Source organism: Acinetobacter sp. YH12236 (genome assembly GCF_013417645.1).
GTDB lineage: Bacteria > Pseudomonadota > Gammaproteobacteria > Pseudomonadales > Moraxellaceae > Acinetobacter.
In genome coordinates this window covers 21265-38172 of record NZ_VPDM01000015.1, presented here as the reverse complement: position 1 = coordinate 38172, position 16908 = coordinate 21265, and the positions used below count along the sequence as shown (strand labels likewise).

Here is a 16908-nt window from a genome sequence, read left to right as displayed (position 1 = left end):
TTATACCTCCGCAGCTAAGCCGTATTCTTTTGCCTGTTCCAAATTTACTGTCACTAATTTTGAGGTTCCCGGTTCAGGCATGGTTACACCTAAAAGATCAGTCGCCATCATCATTGCAAGTTTGTTATGGGTAATATAAATAAATTGCACTTGTTCAGAAAGCTCTTTGACTAAATTACAAAAACGCCCCACATTGGCATCGTCCAGCGGTGCATCCACTTCATCCAGTACACAAAACGGCGCCGGATTTAGTCGGAAAATTGCAAAGACTAGTGCTAATGCGGTTAAAGCCTTTTCACCACCAGAAAGCAGTGCCAGTGAGCTGTTACGCTTGCCTGGTGGGCGTGCCATCAGTTTTACACCCGATTGCCATCCATCTTCAAGACTTAAACTCGCTTCACCGCCCTCAAATACTTTCGGAAACAGGTTTTGCAGCTCAGCATTGACCTGATCGAAGGTATTCATAAACAGCTTGCGGGTTTCCTGATCAATACTTTTCATTGCTGCCTGCAGCTGTTCAACGGTATTTTCCAGATCCTGAATCTGATGGCTGAGTTCGTCATAACGTTTCGAAACTTCTTCATACTCTTCAGAAGCTGCCAGATTCACCGCACCCAATTTATCAAATTGAGCCTGGGCTTTTTCCAGTTTGGCCTGATGTACTTTTACATCAATATTCAGCCCTGAAATTACTTCACTATTCAACTCTTTCAGTTGTTCTGAATAATGCTGTAAATCAGATCTGGCAGCTTGCCAAGCCAGACGTTTGGCTTCAAGTTCAGTACGCAGTTGTTCATCCTGCTGCTGGAAAGTATGGCGCTGCTCAGTCAGGTGCTGCTGCTTGCTCTGGATCTGGTTCAGCTCGATCTGCCAGTCTGCCCAGGTTTTTTGCAGTTTTTCCGTGATCAGTGCCTGTTCATTGAACTGGCTCTGTAAAGCAGGCAATTCTAGCTGTACCGGATCGACAAACTTTTTAGCCTGTTCAATCTGCGCAATAATCTGCTGATATTGTTCTTTCAAAAACAGCTGATCTTTTTCCAGCAGTTCAGCCTGTTGCTGACTTTGTACCGTTTGACGGCGCAGTACTTCTAATTCCTGCTGCGCCTGCTGAGTGACTAGCTGTGAGTCTTCAAGTTGAGCATTGAGTTCTTCCAACTGAAATTGCAAGGTCTTGTAATTGGGCAGTGCCTGTTCCAGTTTCAGATTCAGTGCATGCAGATCAATTTCCAGATCATCTTTCTGCATCGCATCTTCTTCCAGCTGCTCATCCAGTTGCTGTAACTGGTTCTGCAATTGCTGTTTCTGTACCGCAAAGGCCTGCGTCGCACTCTGAACTTTGGCAATGTTCAGATCAAGCTGTTGTAACTGCTTTTGTGCCTGCTTCTGCTGCTCATTGATGCTTTGAATCTGGCTTTGCAAAGCTTTTACTTGAGCAGTGAGTTCAGGAAGCTGTTGCTCTAGATCTGCGAATTTCGGTTCAAGCTGAGCCAGTTGCTGCTCGATTTCATCCAGACGGATACGATGACTCAGTGCCCCTTGTCCCGCCTGACTGGCTTCATCATAATCCAGTGCAATCATCCAGTCGGGACCGACATGATAGCCATCCAGACTTAGGATCGACTGGCCTGTATGCAACTGCGTTTGTAAACCAAGTGCCTGTTTAAAGTTCTCAGCTACGGCCACCTGTTGCCAGAGTGAGTATTGAGGCGCTTCAATCCAGTCTGCTAAACAAGGGAGTCCATCAAGCTGAATATTATCCTGTATCATCTGAGCTTTGAGCTGGCGTGCACTATTTTTCAAAAAATGCTCAGTTTCTTCTAATACTTGTGCAGAAAGCCATTTCGCCAGGAACTTTTCAATCAGGCTGGCATGAGCTTTGGCCTGTGGATTCAGCTTCAACACCTGCATTAACTGCACCGCATCCGCTTTGGCGTTTGGATTGGCTTTGGTCAGTAACTGGCTCAGGTTTTTCCGTTCTGAATGCAGTACCTGAATTTCTGATTTCATCTGTATGAGCAATTGCTGCTGACCTGTCTGTTCTGCCTGTAGCTGCTCAAGCTCAGTTTTCAGTGTTTTGAGCTGAGTCTCAAAGCCAGTGATTTGCTGTTCAGTTTCAGCTCTATCAGTCTGATACTGTTCCAGCTCATCTTGCTGCGCCTGCTGCTGAATTTGTGCTGCCTGCTGTTGCAAGGTTTCTTTTTGCTGTTCAATCCGGACAATATTTTTAGCCAGCTGTTCACTTTGCGCCAGCATTTGCTGTTTACGTTGTTGCTGTTGCTCAACCTGGGTTTTAATTTGAGCAAACTGGGCAGCAATTGTGCCTTGCTGGGATTTCAGATCAGTCAGACCCTGGTTTTGTTCCTGACTTTGACCTTCTTGCTGCTGCAATTGTGCAGTCTGATCTTCGAGTTGTTGATGCAGGGTGTCCAGTTGCAATTCAATCAGCTGTAAACGTTCTTTGGTTTGTGCTTTTTGTTCTTCCAGCTTCACCAGACTGCTTGAGTTCTGCTGCAATAAGGACTGCTTTTGCTGCAGGGTCATTTCCAGTTCGCTGAGCTTTTTCTCAGCCTGTTGCCATTCAGTTTGTAGCGGTGTGGACTGTTGAATCAAGCGTTGGAACAGTTCACTGGTCGCTCCCAGATCATGCTCAACAGTAGTCAATTCAGAACGTACCAGCTTAAAATTCTCGCCCAGCGTATTCATCTGCACAGTATATTCTTCTTGCAGACGCTGGCTCTGCTCACACTGGAACGACAGGATTTCAATCTTGATGGTACGGATCTGGCCTTCCAGTTCCTTATATTGAATGGCAGTTTCTGACTGGCGTTTCAAGGTTTTAAGCTGAGACTTGAGTTCAGAGGCAATATCTTCCAGACGCGACAGGTTCTGCGTCGTGTGATCCAGATGCAGCATGGTCTCGCGGCGACGTGCCTGATAACGGGAAACCCCGGCAGCTTCTTCAATAAAAACCCGCATTTCTTCCGGCTTGGCATCTACCAGACGGTTAATCATGCCCTGTTCAATAATTGCATAAGAACGCGGCCCCAGACCGGTTCCCAAGAAAATATCGGTAATATCACGACGTCGGCATTTAGTGCCATTCAGGAAATATTCAGACTTGCCATCACGGTTGACCTGACGACGCACTGCCAGCTCATTATAGGCATTATACGCACCGCCCAGCTTGCCATAAGTATTATCAAAACGCAGTTCTACACTGGCGATGCCCACCGGTTTGCGCTTGGCTGTTCCGGTAAAAATCACATCCTGCATGCTGCCACCACGTAGTTGGCGCGCACTGGACTCACCCATCACCCAGCGTATGGCATCAATCACATTTGATTTACCACAACCATTGGGTCCCACCACTGCAGTCCGGTTATCCTTGAAGTGTAAGGTAGTACTGTCAGCAAAAGATTTGAAGCCTGAAAGTTTTAAACTGCTTAAACGCATAGTGTCCTGATTTAACGTCGTGAGCGTCTGGCCCACGCGAGTTCAATTTGTTTCATCCGTATCAGAGATTCCAACACAAGGTTGCGCAAGTGTCGACAAAAATCTTCCATAAATAACGTCGCCTGATGGGATTTACGAATTAAAATCGCTTCCGTCACCAGTTTAAATAATTCAAAAGATTCCTGTAGCTCACGTCTTGAAATATTCAGGGTCAGAAAATAGCTACGGCGTAAAGATGGCAGCAGTTCCTGATAGTAGCGCATCAGGTAAAGATTACCGACCATCTCCTGTTGCTGGGCCATTCCCTGAAAGATCAAATCATAAAACTTTTCGATATGGCCTTGGCAGGTTTCGGCTTCCAATTGTTCTAATAGTAGCTGAATGCGCTCTGCCTCATGACTGCGCCAGGTCTCTGCCATGCGATGTACCATCTGCCCCAGCAATAAAGAGGTCAGGTCAAACAGGGCACGAACCTGCATGGCCGACATTTCCGAAACAATGGCGCCACGACGCGGGAAGATTTCAATCAGCTGGGTACGTTCAAGCAAGAGCAAGGCTTCACGGACTGATCCCCGACTGACGTCAAGTTCCGATGCAATTCTGAGTTCCTGGATGCGTTCGCCTTCAACCAGTTCACCCCGGATAATCTGTTCACTGATATGCTTGGCAATCTGTTCAGACAAACTGTGTGCTTCTTGTTGTTGCATACTGTTCCTGTCTTATTTTTATTGATGCAAGTGCAGTCATTCTGGATGACTTTTCAGTTATTAAACGGCTTTTTTGCAGAAAATACTTTGACATTGTCAGACAATCTTGTGTCTATACAGCCAACCCAGTCAAAGAAAAAGGAGAATAGTGACCTATTCTCCTCAAAAAATTTAGCTGATAAAAAATGAGTAGTTCAGGCAGTAAAGCCTTGATAGATAAAATACAGACCAACTGTAGTCAATAAGGCCGCAAAACATTTTTTTAATAGAACTGGTGATAATAAATGCGCCACTTTTGCACCAAATTTTGCAGTGATAAAACTCATCACACTAATACCAATAAACGCATAAATATGAATATAACCAATCGTATTTGGTACTTCGACTTCAGCTTTCTGACCAAACCAGATGAAACCTAAGGCACCAGCCACTGCGATCGGCAAACCGCAGGCAGCAGAAGTGGCTACTGCTTTCTGGATGACGACACCACAACGATTCAGGAAAGGCACAGTCAAACTGCCGCCACCAATCCCGAATATGGCCGATGCCACGCCAATGCCACCACCCGCTGCCAACTGTAATGCGGCTGAAGGCAATTTCTGATTCGGATCAACCTGATAATGCGCGCCTCTAAACATTCTGAATGCAATCCAGACTGCAAAGAAGCCAATCAGCAATTGCAGGCCTTGGCCCGATAAATAATCTGCAATTCCAGCTCCCAAGAATGAGCCAATGACCAGGCCGGGTGCCAGATTACGCACTACATCCCATAACACTGCCCCTCTCTGATGATGTGCCATCACCGAACTGATTGAGGTCACAATAATTGTGGCCAGAGAAGTTCCGACTGCCATATGCATAATCACGCTTGGATCGTACTGGAGCTGGGTAAAAACAATGTACAGAATTGGCACGATAATCAGACCACCACCCACGCCAAACAGGCCTGCGGCAAATCCTGCAATTGCACCAATCAATAAATATATGATTAACTCCATAACGACATTTACCACGTTTAGATTCAAATGGATGTAGAAACTCGCGAACTGCAGCAACGTTTAAGTCAAGCAGGCCAACTCCCTGAAGTGTTGCTGATCAAGCCGATCACCACATCGACCAATGACGATGTCCGGGAACTGGCAACCAAAGGGGTACAACAGGTACTAGTGTGTAGCCGCGTGCAAACCCAGGGACGTGGACAGCGTCAACGTCAGTGGATTTCTCCTGAGGGGAACATCTATTTAAGCACATTGCTGCATACACAAAAAGTAATCGATGGTCGCCTGGCACTGGAAATTGCATTAAATATCCTGCAAATGCCAAGCCTAAAAGGACTGGACTTGCAGGTGAAATGGCCCAATGACCTGTACAGCCTGCAGGGGAAATGGGGTGGCATTCTGATTGAACCGATTTCGACTCAACAGGTGGTGGTTGGTGTCGGGATCAATATCAGCCCACTCATGGAAAGCATTCCAGACCAGCAGGTCACCTCTCTGACTGAATTGGGACTACCACATACTTCACGTGTAGATCTGATTGCCGAGTTGTATCTGGCTATTCAGCAAGCGGGGGAATGGTTTAATTATGGCAGTCAGAATCTGCCGGCACGGTTTAACCAATATGCTGCATTTTTCCAGCAAACAGTTGAATTTACCGATATTCAAGGCCAATATTCCGGAACTTTCCTCGGCATTCAAGACGATGGTGCGGTCATTATCGAAACGAATGCAGGTACGCAGACATTTTATCAGGGGCAACTCCGTCTTAAAAACGGTGGCTGAACAGGCATCATTCAATGAAAAAACTATGGTTGGATATCGGCAATACACGGCTCAAGTACTGGATTACGGAGCAGAACCAGATCATTGAACATGCCGCGGAAATGCATTTGCAATCCCCTGCCGACTTACTTCTTGGCTTGATTCAGCACTTTAAGAGTTTAGGCTTGCATCAGGTCGGGATTTCTTCCGTGCTGGACAAAGCAAATAATACCCGAATTCAATCGATTCTGACCTGCCTGAACATTCCTGTAGTTTTTGCCAAGGTACAGGCACGCTATGCCGGTTTGATCTGTGGCTATGATGATCCTTCCCAGCTTGGGATTGACCGCTGGTTGCAGGTGCTGGCCGTTGCCAAGTCGACCGAGCAAAATTACTGTGTCATCAGCTGCGGGACTGCCCTGACCATTGATCTAGCCCAAGGTCAGAAACATCTCGGCGGTTATATCCTGCCGAATCTGTATTTACAACGCGATTCCCTGATCCAGAATACCAAAGGCATTAAAATCCCGGATGCAGCTTTCGAGGAACTCAGTCCTGGGCGCAATACCATTGATGCCGTACATCATGGCATTTTATTCGGTCTGCTCAGTACCATTGAAAAAGTACTGCAAGATTTTCCGGCACAGCTGATCCTGACCGGTGGAGATGCTGCACTCTTTGCCCAGCATCTCGAACGGTTTCAGCCTATTATTGAACCCGATTTATTGCTTAAAGGCCTGCAGCATTTTGCAGATCATTTGCCAAACACAGTTTGAGCAGCTCGAGCAACTTTGAAAAATCTGCATAGCCATCCAGCTTGTTAAAATGCCCTGCATTTTTGATTTCAAAAATCTGTGCATTCAGGCTATGGCCCAAACGCAGTGAAATCGGTGCAGGCACATAAGGATTATTGCTGGAAAGCAGCATTACAAAACGTTTGGCGCCAAGTGATAAATTGTTCAGATCTAGCTTTACTGCCTGCACCATTTTGTTTAGTTCCGACCAGGCCACCAGTGGTGTATCAAAAGCTGCGACCAGCATTAGCCCGCCAATTTTCAACTGTGTACGGTTATAGTGTTCTTCGAGAAACTTTAGAGCACTTAAGCCACCCAAGCCATGCGCAACAATGAAACTATGCTCATCCAGGTACGGAATCTGTAGTTTCAGGTTGTGCTGCCATTCTTCCAGATCGGGTTGAAAAGGATTGGCCAGCATGATCCGTTTGGCCTCGAACCCGGCGTCTTTGATCTGCCGGCTTAACCACGGATACCAGTGGTCATTTGAGGTCGCCTGATAGTCAGGCACGATATAGACTTTCTTCGTTATATTTTTCATAGCATTGTACTTATTATATTGAGAGCAAAATGCTCCGACAAAAATTAAGTTTTTAATTATTTATTAGCGGATGAAATTCAATATTCCTTATTTAATTTCATCCTGTCATCATTGAACCAATCTGTTCATCATCCTCCCTATTTAGTTGAAGATTGGATCAGATAAGGCTGAATCACTCGCCAGACTTCCGGCAGTTCAGTACAACCCTGCGAATTAATGAAATGCCCTTGATGTTCGGCACAGACTACGATTGCATCCAGACTTTCCGCTTGCTCCAGACTGAAGTCAGGCTGAACCCGATCATCACCTTCCGAATAAATCACTACACGTTCATCAATCTGACGTTTTAGTAAATCAAAATCTACTTCAGCAGCGTCAATGAACGGATTAACTTCTTCCAGACGTCCCAGTCGGCCATTGAAACCGGCCACCAAAACCAGTTGTTTGATTCTCTGATTTTTTAATTCGCGACTTAAATAATGTAATGCAGCCAGACAACCCAGACTATGCGCAATAAAAATACTGTTTTCGTCAATCCCGTCAATCTGTTCACGCATTTGCTGTTCCCAGACCTCCAGTTTTGGCGTAGTTGACGGGTCAAGTCTGAGTACTTTCAAGCTGACATGTTCCTGCTGGGCTTTTTCCTGAATCCATGGAAACCAGTTTTCTTCAGGACTTGCGGTATAGCCATGCACCACAATCACTTGAGTCATTAGAAACATCCTTCTGTATTATTTTATTTCGAATGTTTTCGAGTCTGCCTGATTTTTCTAGAAATTTGGGTAAGCAAATGTTGTTTTGTTTAAACTGGATATAAAAGAAAATACAGACAATAAAAAAGGCGCTGTACGCGCCTTTTTTATTTAAAACAGTTATTTTTTGTCGTTGCCGCCGAACAGTGGGCCCATACCACCGCCACCGCCAAACTGTTTTTGCAGACCGCTCAGTGATTTCATCATTTTTGCCATACCCGACGGATTAGCAAATTTCTTCATCATCTTCGCCATTTGCGCATGCTGTTTAATCAGCTTGTTGACTTCTGAGACTTCCATACCGCAACCTGCTGCAATACGCTTTTTACGGCTTGGATTCATCAGGTCAGGGTTACGGCGCTCCTTGATAGTCATCGACTGGATAATCGCTTCCATTTTCTTCACTTGCTTTTCAGGATTCGCCTGCGCAATTGCATCTTGAATACCAGAATTGCTCATGCCTGGAAGTTTGTCCAGGAAGCCCATCATGCCGCCCATCTTGTTCATCTGCTCGAATTGCATCAGCATATCTTCAAAGTTGAAGCTACCGCCTTTTTGCAATTTCTTCGCCATTTTCTCGGCTTTTTCTTTGTCGATTTTGCGTTCAACTTCTTCGACCAAAGAAAGCACGTCACCCATGCCCAGAATACGCTGTGCCACACGTTCCGGATGGAATGGCTCAAGAGCATCCAGTTTTTCACCCATACCGAGGAACTTGATTGGCTTGCCAGTAATCGCACGAACAGACAGTGCTGCACCACCACGCGCATCACCATCAGTTTTAGTCAGGATCACACCCGTCAAAGGAAGCGCATCGTTAAATGCTTTGGCTGTATTTGCCGCATCCTGACCGGTCATGGCATCAACCACGAACAGGGTTTCAGTCGGATTAATCGCTGCATGCAGCTCTTTAATCTCTTCCATCATATCGTCATCGATATGCAGACGACCTGCAGTATCGACAATCAGTACATCGGCAAACTGGATTTTTGCCTGTTCAATTGCACGATTAACGATGCTGATCGGTTTTTCAGTAGCACTCGATTCAAGGAAAATCGCGCCAACTTCGCCAGCCACTGTCTGTAACTGCTTGATCGCAGCCGGACGATAAACGTCGGCAGACACCATAGCTACTTTTTTCTTTTGACGCTCTTGCAGGAAGCGCGCAAGTTTGGCTGCAGTCGTGGTTTTACCCGCACCCTGCAAACCGGCAAGCAGTACCACCACCGGTGGTTTTGCTGCAAGGTCAAGGCTTTCATTAGCCTCGCCCATCATTTTGGTCAATTCGTCATAGACGATTTTGACGAAGGCTTGCCCTGGTGATAACTGAGTCATCACTTCCTGGCCTAATGCTTCTTCCTTAACTTTCGCGATAAATTCACGAGTTACAGGTAACGCAACGTCGGCTTCAAGAAGTGCCATACGTACTTCACGTAACGTATCTTTAATATTGTCTTCGGTTAGCTGCCCTGAGCCAGTAACATTTCTTAAACTCTGCGTGAGTCGTTCTGTTAAGGTATCAAACATTGCAAAATCCGCTTAAAATAGCCAGTAGCAAAAAATTGTTTCTTAAAATAGAAAATTTATGCATAGAATGCTATAGGATACTGTAGTTCGCACTGAATTTATATAAATGAATATTCATCACCCTTAAAAAGGTTTGACATGCTTAGCCTACCCTTGGTTTACACGATCTTAGCATTAATCGCTTATACCTCCTCTTTTTGGTATCTGTTCATTCATTTAATGACTAAACGTACTCCAAATCAATGGTTTGTCGGCTTAACAGCTTTAGTTGGACTGGTACTGCATGCTTTGGTTTTATCAGGTGACATGTATACCCCAATGGGGATGAATTATGATGTATTTGCCTTACTTTCCTTTACGTCAGGGCTAATGCTGCTGCTAAGCATCATTTACAGTACCTATCGGCCGATTATTGCGCTAAACCTGATTGGTATTCCCGTCGCTGCGACCGGCCTGATTCTCGGTTTCAGTTTCACCCAGCCAGCGAAAGTTATTGCACAAAATTCCCTAGGTCTGGATATTCATATTATCTTGTCCCTATCCGCTTATGCTGTGTTATTGATGGCGACGATTCAGGCCGTCATTTTGCGGTTTCAGGATCGTGAACTGAAGAAAAAACAGAAACGTCGGGTTTGGGTGAATCTGTTGCCCTCCTATCAGGATATGGAATCTTTGTTGTTCGATATGCTGATGACCGGTTTCATTTTACTGACACTGGCATTGGGTTTCGGCTTCTTTACCATCGATAATTTCTTTGCCCAGCATCTGGCCCATAAGACTGCCTTTAGTATTGTGTCCTGGCTGGTTTATGGTGCATTACTGATCGGCCACTGGAAATTTGGCTGGCGTGGTCAGAAAGCAGTGCGCTTTACCCTGCTCGGGTTTGGCCTGCTGGCGCTCGGCTTTATCGGTTCCAAATTTGTGCTGGAAATGCTGTTAAACAAATAAGCTGATTGATCTTCGATCGGTATTATAAAAGCCCAGCTAAGACTGGGCTTTTTATTTAATTATCCATTCCTTTATCTGGATTTATCCTTCCCACTCGTAGCGATAGCGGCCAACTCACCACCCGGGGCAATTCTGGATCTTCCCATTCTGGCAATAAGGCATCTGCCAGTACATTCAGCGGATTATGTCCGAGTGCCTGGGTGGCTGCTTTTACAGCTGACCAGGTACTCATATAGCCTATCAGTTGGTAAAAGTTCCACTCGACTTGTAATACCGGCGGCTGTACAGAAATTTCCTGAAATGGAAATGGCAGATTTTTGTATCCTTCATCGACATGGCGACGTTCAGGTGCCCAATAGGGTGCGATCGTCACTTCATAAAAATGTCTGAAATAATGATTCAGATGTTCTTCATCAATGCTGAATACCCCATAACTAATAAGAGCCAGAATGGCATTGGATTTTGCAATACGGCGAACTTCCGCATAGAACTTGTCCAGATCCAGCCAATGGGCAGCCTGCGCGACTGAAATCAGATCTACACTCTGGTCAATACATAGGATTTCTTCGGCTAAGGCCTGATGATATTGAATTTTCGGATGAGGTTTGGCCTGTGCGATTTGTTCGCTACTCGCATCAATGGCAATGATCTGATCAAAATAATGCGCCAAAACCTCTGAAAACTGTCCTGAGCCACAGCCGACGTCTAAAGCCAATTTGGTACTCGTTGATAGCTCTGCCAGCATCTTCCCCAAAGTGTCCGGATAATGCGGGCGAAACAAGGCATAATCTTGAGACTGCTGGGAGAAATGGTCTTTAAATTCCCGACTTTTCATCTGCACTTTCCTGACCTGCATTCTAACAGCTTAGCTTGATCCGGAAAGGCGACAATAGTAATTTGGTTTCATTTCCAATAATTTTAAAACTAAAAAATTAGCGTATTTTAATTATCTAAAATTATTAGAAATCAGCGAGTTTAACTATTTTGCTTGATCTGATAATCGGCTTTAAAGTTCTGATAATCACGTCGCTCTGCGGAATCTTCAGTTAAAGCTTCTACTTCCTGCAAGGTATTCAAACAACGTGCAGTGAGCTGGATATATTGCTCGGTGCCATGGCTTTTCCAGACAATTTCTTTTTCTTCTAAAGGACGGATGACTTTTGCCGGACTGCCAAGTACCAGATTATTCGCTGGCACTTTGAATTTGGCCTTAACTGTACTGTTGGCCCCAACAATGACATTCTCCCCGATCTCGGCCTCATCCAGAATTACGCTGTTCATACCGATCAAGGCATTTTTTCGTACCACGCAGCCATGCAGAATGGCACCATGACCAACATGGCCATATTCTTCAACCAAGGTCACACTGTCCGGAAATCCATGAATGGTACAGGAATCTTGGACATTGGCATTTTTCTGGATATGAATCCGACCAAAATCGGCCCGCAGCGAAGCGAACGGACCAATATAAACTCCGGCTTCAATGATCACATCACCGATCAGCACAGCCGTAGGATGGACATAAGCTTCAGGGCTGACGACAGGAATCACCCCATCAATCGCATAACATGGCATAGACTCCTCCTTGAGCTATTACATTCATGATTTTTTTAAATATTAAAAGGTCAATTCCGGCTGCTTTAAACCACCAAAACGTTTATAAAATTGTGGATGTGCCGGTGGCATAAGGCCTTCCGCGGTCCGGGCAGTCTCCAGGAAAAACTCATCTCCTGCTGCAAATACCGCCTGATATAGATTGGTACTTAAGTTACGTGCAATCAGTGACAACCAGTCTGTTGGCAATAGTTCAAATGGCAGATTCGGGTCTTTCAATAAAATACGGCGATACTGGTGGATCAGCAGGATACGGATCTGAAAGGCTTGTACCGGATCCAGTTCCTCTTCATTTTCCACCAGATAGAAAAACTCGCGGAAATCGCTAATAAATTTTTCATAACGCTGATGCAGTTCCGGGATTGGCCAGTTAGTCTCAACCATGCGTTTAATGGTTGGATAAGATTCCTGCCAAAGCTGTAAAGTTTCAGCACGAAACACTACGACCTGATCGGTCATCTTGTTATTCAGTAACAGGTTTTGCAGTTTCTGCTGATCACACCCCGGATAGGCCATGACATTGGTCGCGATATTGGCAAAGCCTAACCATTCCAGTTCTTTTTTCAGTGTCTGTTTATTTTCCAGTTCAACTGAACTGAGTAGAACCAGATCCCATTTCTGGTCCCATTCATTATGCTGGAAGCTGTAAATCTTTTGGTCTGCGGTAATAAAACGCTGACGGCTGCTTTCGGTAATCCGGTAATAACTGGTGCGGCCAATTTTTTCAGAACTCAGCCAGCCATTTTGTACCAGACGGAATACGGCGGTACGCACAGAACGCTCATTGAAGCCGAATACATCCATCAGCTGAATCAGGCTGGCAAGACTAATGACTCCCCCGCGGTGATAAATACTGTCACCAAAAATCGTCATTACCAATGAGGTTCCACTGAGGGTCTCATTCTGAATGAAATCATCAATTACTTGTTTTAATTTCGGATTCATTACGTTCAATTTACCTTGTTAAAGCCGGATGACAGACCTGAGCCTGTCATCCAGACGTATTTAAGCGGACTTTCGGATATCAAACACCCGCTGAGCCTTACCTTCAGAAAGTGGCAAGCTACCTTCCGGTAAAACTTCCACACTGACACTAATCCCGACCATGGTCTTGATTTGTACTTTCAGCTGATTTGCCAATTGGTGTGTCATATTTATAGCACTATCTTTACGCATTTCGGTACGAATATGCAATGTATCCAGATGACCCTGTTTACAAATCTGAATCTGATAATTTGGAATAAGCTGCGGAATATGCAGGATTTGCTCTTCAATTTGTGATGGGAACACATTCACGCCACGAATAATCATCATGTCATCACTGCGACCGACAATCTTGTCCATACGACGCATGGTACGCGCTGTACCTGGCAATAAGCGTGTCAGATCACGGGTACGGTAACGAATTACCGGCATACCTTCTTTGGTAATGGTGGTAAATACCAGTTCACCCAGCTCACCATCAGGTAATACTTCACCAGTTTCCGGATGGATAATTTCAGGATAGAAGTGATCTTCCCAGATGGTAGGACCATCTTTGGATTCCAGACATTCCATCGCCACACCCGGCCCCATCACTTCAGAAAGGCCATAAATATCCAGTGCATCAATACCCAGACGTTCTTCGATTTCACGGCGCATTTCATTGGTCCAAGGCTCTGCACCAAAGATCCCGGTCTTGATTGAACAGTCCTTGGCAGTTCCGAATTTTTTCTCCAGACATTCAATAATGTTCAGACAGTATGATGGAGTGACCATTAAAGCTGTTGGCTTGAAATCATGAATCAGCTGGGCCTGCTTGTCGGTCTGGCCACCTGACATTGGAATTACGGTAGCGCCCAGACGTTCTACACCATAATGTGCACCTAGACCACCAGTAAACAGGCCGTAACCATAAGATACCTGAATCGTATCTTTACTACTGAGTCCTGCTGCACGTAACGAGCGTGCCACCACATCTGACCAGGTATTAATGTCATTCTGGGTATAACCAACTACAGTCGGCTGACCTGTAGTACCTGAAGAAGCATGTACACGGACAATCTGCTCCTGAGGCACAGAAAACATGCCAAATGGATAGTTTTCGCGAAGATCCTGCTTGGTGGTGAACGGGAATTTTGCCAGGTCTTCCAGTGATTTTAAGTCATCCGGATGGACACCGGCTTCATCAAACTTTTTCTTGTAAACCGTACTGTTCTGATAGGCATGCTGCAGTGTTTTTTTCATACGTTCCAATTGCAGGCTACGTAATTCATCTACTGAAGCGGTTTCAATCTGTTCCATTGCATTGTTATTCATATTCTTGCTCCTGCTGCAGTCATCCTGACTGCTGATGATTTCTCTTTTGATTCAGTCCTTAAGCCACATTTTCCAGAATCAGTGCGACACCCTGTCCAACACCGACACACATGGTACAAAGGGCATATTTTCCTTGCTTGCGCTGTAATTCTTTCATGGCAGTAATCACGAGTCGTGTACCGCTCATTCCGAGTGGATGGCCAAGGGCAATAGCACCCCCGTTTGGATTGACTCGTGGATCATCATCCTGAAGGCCTAGCTCACGTAGCACTGCAAGTGCCTGTGCGGCAAAGGCTTCATTCAGTTCGATCACATCCATCTGTTCCAGACTTAAGTTTGTCTGTTTTAATACTTTCTGTATCGCTGGTACTGGTCCAATCCCCATATAGCGTGGCTCTACACCTGCACTGGCAATTCCTACCACCCGTACTAGCGGTTTCAGTCCATATTGTTCTGCGAAATATTTATTACCCAGTAGCACACAGGCTGCACCGTCATTGACACCAGACGCATTACCCGCAGTTACCGAACCACCTTCCTTTCGAAATGGTGCTTTTAAAGAAGATAACTTTTCTAAAGTAGTATCGGCACGTGGATGCTCATCTTCAGTAATCACCTGAGTAGAACCTTTAGCACCTTTGATTTCTACTGGCAGGATTTCTGCCTGAAAAATGCCATTCTGCTGTGCCTGTGCAGTTTTTTGCTGGCTGCGATAAGCAAACAGATCCTGATCTTCACGATTAATCTGATATTTTTCAGCTACGTTTTCTGCCGTTTCCGGCATGCTATCTACGCCGAAACCTGCCTTGAATTTTGGATTGATAAAACGCCAGCCAATGGTGGTGTCATAAATTTCCGGAGTACGGCTAAATGCTGTGGTTGGCTTGGATTGTACAAATGGCGCACGGCTCATGGATTCTACCCCACCGGCCACTACAAACTGCGCTTCACCCGATTTAATTGCACGTGCTGCCAGGCCGACCGCATCCAGACCGGAAGCACAGAGACGATTTACAGTAATAGCAGGTACGCTTTCCGGCAGGCCCGCTAAAAGTGCTGCCATACGCGCGACATTACGATTATCTTCACCGGCCTGATTGGCACAGCCTAAAATCACTTCATCAACTTCTGCCCATGGCAGATTAGGATGCTGCTGTTTTAAATACTGGATCGGTAAAGCAGCCAGATCATCAGCACGAATACTGCTCAAACCACCTGCGTAACGACCAATTGGGGTACGAATACCGTCAAAAATATAAACATGTTCCATCGTTCTTGTTCCTTAGCTCGCCATACCTTAGTCTGTTGGCGATACTTGTTGCGCCTGTCCTAGCGCTGTCTGCTTAGTTCAATATATACCAGGTTGTATCACTCTTCACCAAAAATACGATACATATTTTTTAATATTTGTAAATTCCTGACATATTAAATTCCATTTACTCATCCAAATCATTTTTTTGAATAAATAAAATAAAAAATAATTCAAAAATCAACAGCTTGAGTAGAAAAGTAGTGCATAAATCTATATTTTCAGATTTCATTTACTATCAGGGTACTACTACATATAACATAGGACCTAACTAACCATCAGACCAAATAGGTATCATATTCATACCTGTCAGGAATAATTCAACTCGACCAAGTGGCTAAGCGACAACTGAAAGGAAAAATCGCACAACTTTGAGCCGAGTCAAATCCATCTCCGGCAGATTTAGCAGCCCTTATATTGTGGTGTGCGTTTTTGCATAAAGGCCTGAACGCCCTCACGATAATCATTAGAACGGCCCGCCAGACGTTGCAGATCCCGCTCCAGAATCAGTTGCTCATCCAGATTATTGTCTGCAGCGGCATGAATCGCTTTCTTGATCAGGGATAGACCATAAGTCGGCTGAGTCGCCAGATGTTCAGCCATTTTTTCAGCTTCTGCTTTTAACTGATCATCTTCAACTACCTGCCAGATCATGCCGAGTTGCAGTGCACGTTCAGCCGAGATTTTGTCACCCAGCATCGCCAGACCCATCGCTTGGGCACGGCCAACCAGGCGTGGTAGGAACCAGGTACCCCCTGAATCTGGCACCAGACCGAGACGGCAAAAAGCCTGAATAAATGAAGCAGATTTGGCAGCTACCACGATGTCACAAGCCAGTGCAATATTGGCACCTGCACCCGCTGCTACACCATTTACGGCACAGATCACCGGTTTTGGCATTTCAGTAATCAGTTTAATCAGCGGGTTGTAGTATTTTTCAATGGATAAACCTAAATCTGGAGCATCAGCATTTGGATCTACTACACGGTCGTTCAGGTCCTGACCAGCGCAGAAACCACGACCTTCTGCAGAAATCACCACTGCGCGAATTGCTGAATCTTGCGCCCAGCGTTTTACGACAGAAGATACTTCCTGATGCATGGTTTCATTAAAACTGTTGAGCTGTTTAGGACGATTAAAAGTCAGGTAGCCCACTGCATTTTTTTCTTCAACAATAATTGTTTGGTAATCCATTACACACCTTT

Annotated in this window: 15 protein-coding genes; 3 read left to right on the top strand and 12 right to left on the bottom strand. The window is 45.3% G+C overall.

Features of this window, described 5'->3' with window-relative positions; genetic code table 11:
- From smc to FTV14_RS08455, 3 genes are all read right to left on the bottom strand, one after another.
- Positions 1-3453, bottom strand: coding sequence for a chromosome segregation protein SMC (gene smc, locus FTV14_RS08465; protein ID WP_180053774.1), 3453 nt, complete (start codon positions 3451-3453; stop codon positions 1-3).
- An 11-nt stretch (positions 3454-3464) separates the two neighbouring features.
- Complete coding sequence (locus FTV14_RS08460) at positions 3465-4160, bottom strand: GntR family transcriptional regulator (RefSeq protein WP_180053757.1); 696 nt, start codon at positions 4158-4160, stop codon at positions 3465-3467.
- A 194-nt stretch (positions 4161-4354) separates the two neighbouring features.
- The gene (locus tag FTV14_RS08455) at positions 4355-5158 is read right to left on the bottom strand and encodes a sulfite exporter TauE/SafE family protein (RefSeq protein WP_004783347.1); all 804 of its coding nucleotides are present in this window, start codon (positions 5156-5158) and stop codon (positions 4355-4357) included.
- Positions 5159-5185: 27 nt separating this feature from the next.
- Here FTV14_RS08455 and FTV14_RS08450 point away from each other — a divergent pair, with 27 nt between their 5' ends.
- The gene (locus FTV14_RS08450; protein WP_004783349.1) at positions 5186-5941 is read left to right on the top strand and encodes a biotin--[acetyl-CoA-carboxylase] ligase; all 756 of its coding nucleotides are present in this window, start codon (positions 5186-5188) and stop codon (positions 5939-5941) included.
- 14 nt (positions 5942-5955) lie between these two features.
- Entirely contained in the window at positions 5956-6696 is a 741-nt protein-coding gene (locus FTV14_RS08445; RefSeq protein ID WP_179992864.1) for a type III pantothenate kinase, read from the top strand.
- On the opposite strand, the gene FTV14_RS08440 is transcribed toward FTV14_RS08445, so the two are convergent.
- From FTV14_RS08440 to ffh, 3 genes are all read right to left on the bottom strand, one after another.
- Positions 6650-7255 carry an alpha/beta hydrolase gene (locus FTV14_RS08440; RefSeq protein ID WP_180053756.1) on the bottom strand — a complete coding sequence of 202 codons (606 nt, stop codon included), beginning with the start codon at positions 7253-7255 and terminating at the stop codon, positions 6650-6652. The genes FTV14_RS08445 and FTV14_RS08440 overlap by 47 nt on opposite strands.
- Positions 7256-7392: 137 nt before the next feature.
- Positions 7393-7968 carry an alpha/beta hydrolase gene (locus FTV14_RS08435; RefSeq protein WP_179992862.1) on the bottom strand — a complete coding sequence of 192 codons (576 nt, stop codon included), beginning with the start codon at positions 7966-7968 and terminating at the stop codon, positions 7393-7395.
- 159 nt (positions 7969-8127) lie between these two features.
- Positions 8128-9534 carry a signal recognition particle protein gene (gene ffh / locus FTV14_RS08430; protein ID WP_004783356.1) on the bottom strand — a complete coding sequence of 469 codons (1407 nt, stop codon included), beginning with the start codon at positions 9532-9534 and terminating at the stop codon, positions 8128-8130.
- Between the two features lie 138 nt (positions 9535-9672).
- On the opposite strand from ffh, the gene FTV14_RS08425 reads away from it, so the two are divergent.
- Positions 9673-10482, top strand: a complete 810-nt coding sequence (locus tag FTV14_RS08425) for an inner membrane protein YpjD (protein WP_004783358.1) — start codon at positions 9673-9675, stop codon at positions 10480-10482.
- Positions 10483-10537: 55 nt separating this feature from the next.
- Here FTV14_RS08425 and FTV14_RS08420 read toward each other — a convergent pair whose 3' ends face one another.
- The 6 genes from FTV14_RS08420 to paaG all read right to left on the bottom strand — a co-directional run bounded on the left by FTV14_RS08420 (position 10538) and on the right by paaG (position 16897).
- Entirely contained in the window at positions 10538-11317 is a 780-nt protein-coding gene (locus FTV14_RS08420) for a class I SAM-dependent methyltransferase (protein WP_180053755.1), read from the bottom strand.
- Positions 11318-11457: 140 nt separating this feature from the next.
- Entirely contained in the window at positions 11458-12057 is a 600-nt protein-coding gene (locus tag FTV14_RS08415; RefSeq protein WP_180053754.1) for a gamma carbonic anhydrase family protein, read from the bottom strand.
- Positions 12058-12099: 42 nt separating this feature from the next.
- Entirely contained in the window at positions 12100-13041 is a 942-nt protein-coding gene (gene paaX / locus FTV14_RS08410; protein WP_159123525.1) for a phenylacetic acid degradation operon negative regulatory protein PaaX, read from the bottom strand.
- 60 nt (positions 13042-13101) lie between these two features.
- Entirely contained in the window at positions 13102-14394 is a 1293-nt protein-coding gene (gene paaK, locus FTV14_RS08405) for a phenylacetate--CoA ligase PaaK (protein WP_180053753.1), read from the bottom strand.
- A 58-nt stretch (positions 14395-14452) separates the two neighbouring features.
- Complete coding sequence (pcaF, locus tag FTV14_RS08400) at positions 14453-15664, bottom strand: 3-oxoadipyl-CoA thiolase (protein WP_180053752.1); 1212 nt, start codon at positions 15662-15664, stop codon at positions 14453-14455.
- 441 nt (positions 15665-16105) lie between these two features.
- Positions 16106-16897, bottom strand: coding sequence for a 2-(1,2-epoxy-1,2-dihydrophenyl)acetyl-CoA isomerase PaaG (paaG, locus tag FTV14_RS08395; protein ID WP_180031824.1), 792 nt, complete (start codon positions 16895-16897; stop codon positions 16106-16108).
- Positions 16898-16908 lie beyond the last annotated feature (11 nt).

Coding starts and splice junctions, on each gene's coding strand:
- FTV14_RS08455 (WP_004783347.1), bottom strand. CDS start 5,158: ATGGAGTTAATCATATATTTATTGATTGGTGCAATTGCAGGATTTGCC.
- paaK (WP_180053753.1), bottom strand. CDS start 14,394: ATGAATAACAATGCAATGGAACAGATTGAAACCGCTTCAGTAGATGAA.
- FTV14_RS08435 (WP_179992862.1), bottom strand. CDS start 7,968: ATGACTCAAGTGATTGTGGTGCATGGCTATACCGCAAGTCCTGAAGAA.
- pcaF (WP_180053752.1), bottom strand. CDS start 15,664: ATGGAACATGTTTATATTTTTGACGGTATTCGTACCCCAATTGGTCGT.
- FTV14_RS08440 (WP_180053756.1), bottom strand. CDS start 7,255: ATGAAAAATATAACGAAGAAAGTCTATATCGTGCCTGACTATCAGGCG.
- smc (WP_180053774.1), bottom strand. CDS start 3,453: ATGCGTTTAAGCAGTTTAAAACTTTCAGGCTTCAAATCTTTTGCTGAC.
- paaG (WP_180031824.1), bottom strand. CDS start 16,897: ATGGATTACCAAACAATTATTGTTGAAGAAAAAAATGCAGTGGGCTAC.
- FTV14_RS08420 (WP_180053755.1), bottom strand. CDS start 11,317: ATGAAAAGTCGGGAATTTAAAGACCATTTCTCCCAGCAGTCTCAAGAT.
- FTV14_RS08445 (WP_179992864.1), top strand. CDS start 5,956: ATGAAAAAACTATGGTTGGATATCGGCAATACACGGCTCAAGTACTGG.
- FTV14_RS08450 (WP_004783349.1), top strand. CDS start 5,186: ATGGATGTAGAAACTCGCGAACTGCAGCAACGTTTAAGTCAAGCAGGC.
- FTV14_RS08415 (WP_180053754.1), bottom strand. CDS start 12,057: ATGCCATGTTATGCGATTGATGGGGTGATTCCTGTCGTCAGCCCTGAA.
- FTV14_RS08460 (WP_180053757.1), bottom strand. CDS start 4,160: ATGCAACAACAAGAAGCACACAGTTTGTCTGAACAGATTGCCAAGCAT.
- ffh (WP_004783356.1), bottom strand. CDS start 9,534: ATGTTTGATACCTTAACAGAACGACTCACGCAGAGTTTAAGAAATGTT.
- paaX (WP_159123525.1), bottom strand. CDS start 13,041: ATGAATCCGAAATTAAAACAAGTAATTGATGATTTCATTCAGAATGAG.
- FTV14_RS08425 (WP_004783358.1), top strand. CDS start 9,673: ATGCTTAGCCTACCCTTGGTTTACACGATCTTAGCATTAATCGCTTAT.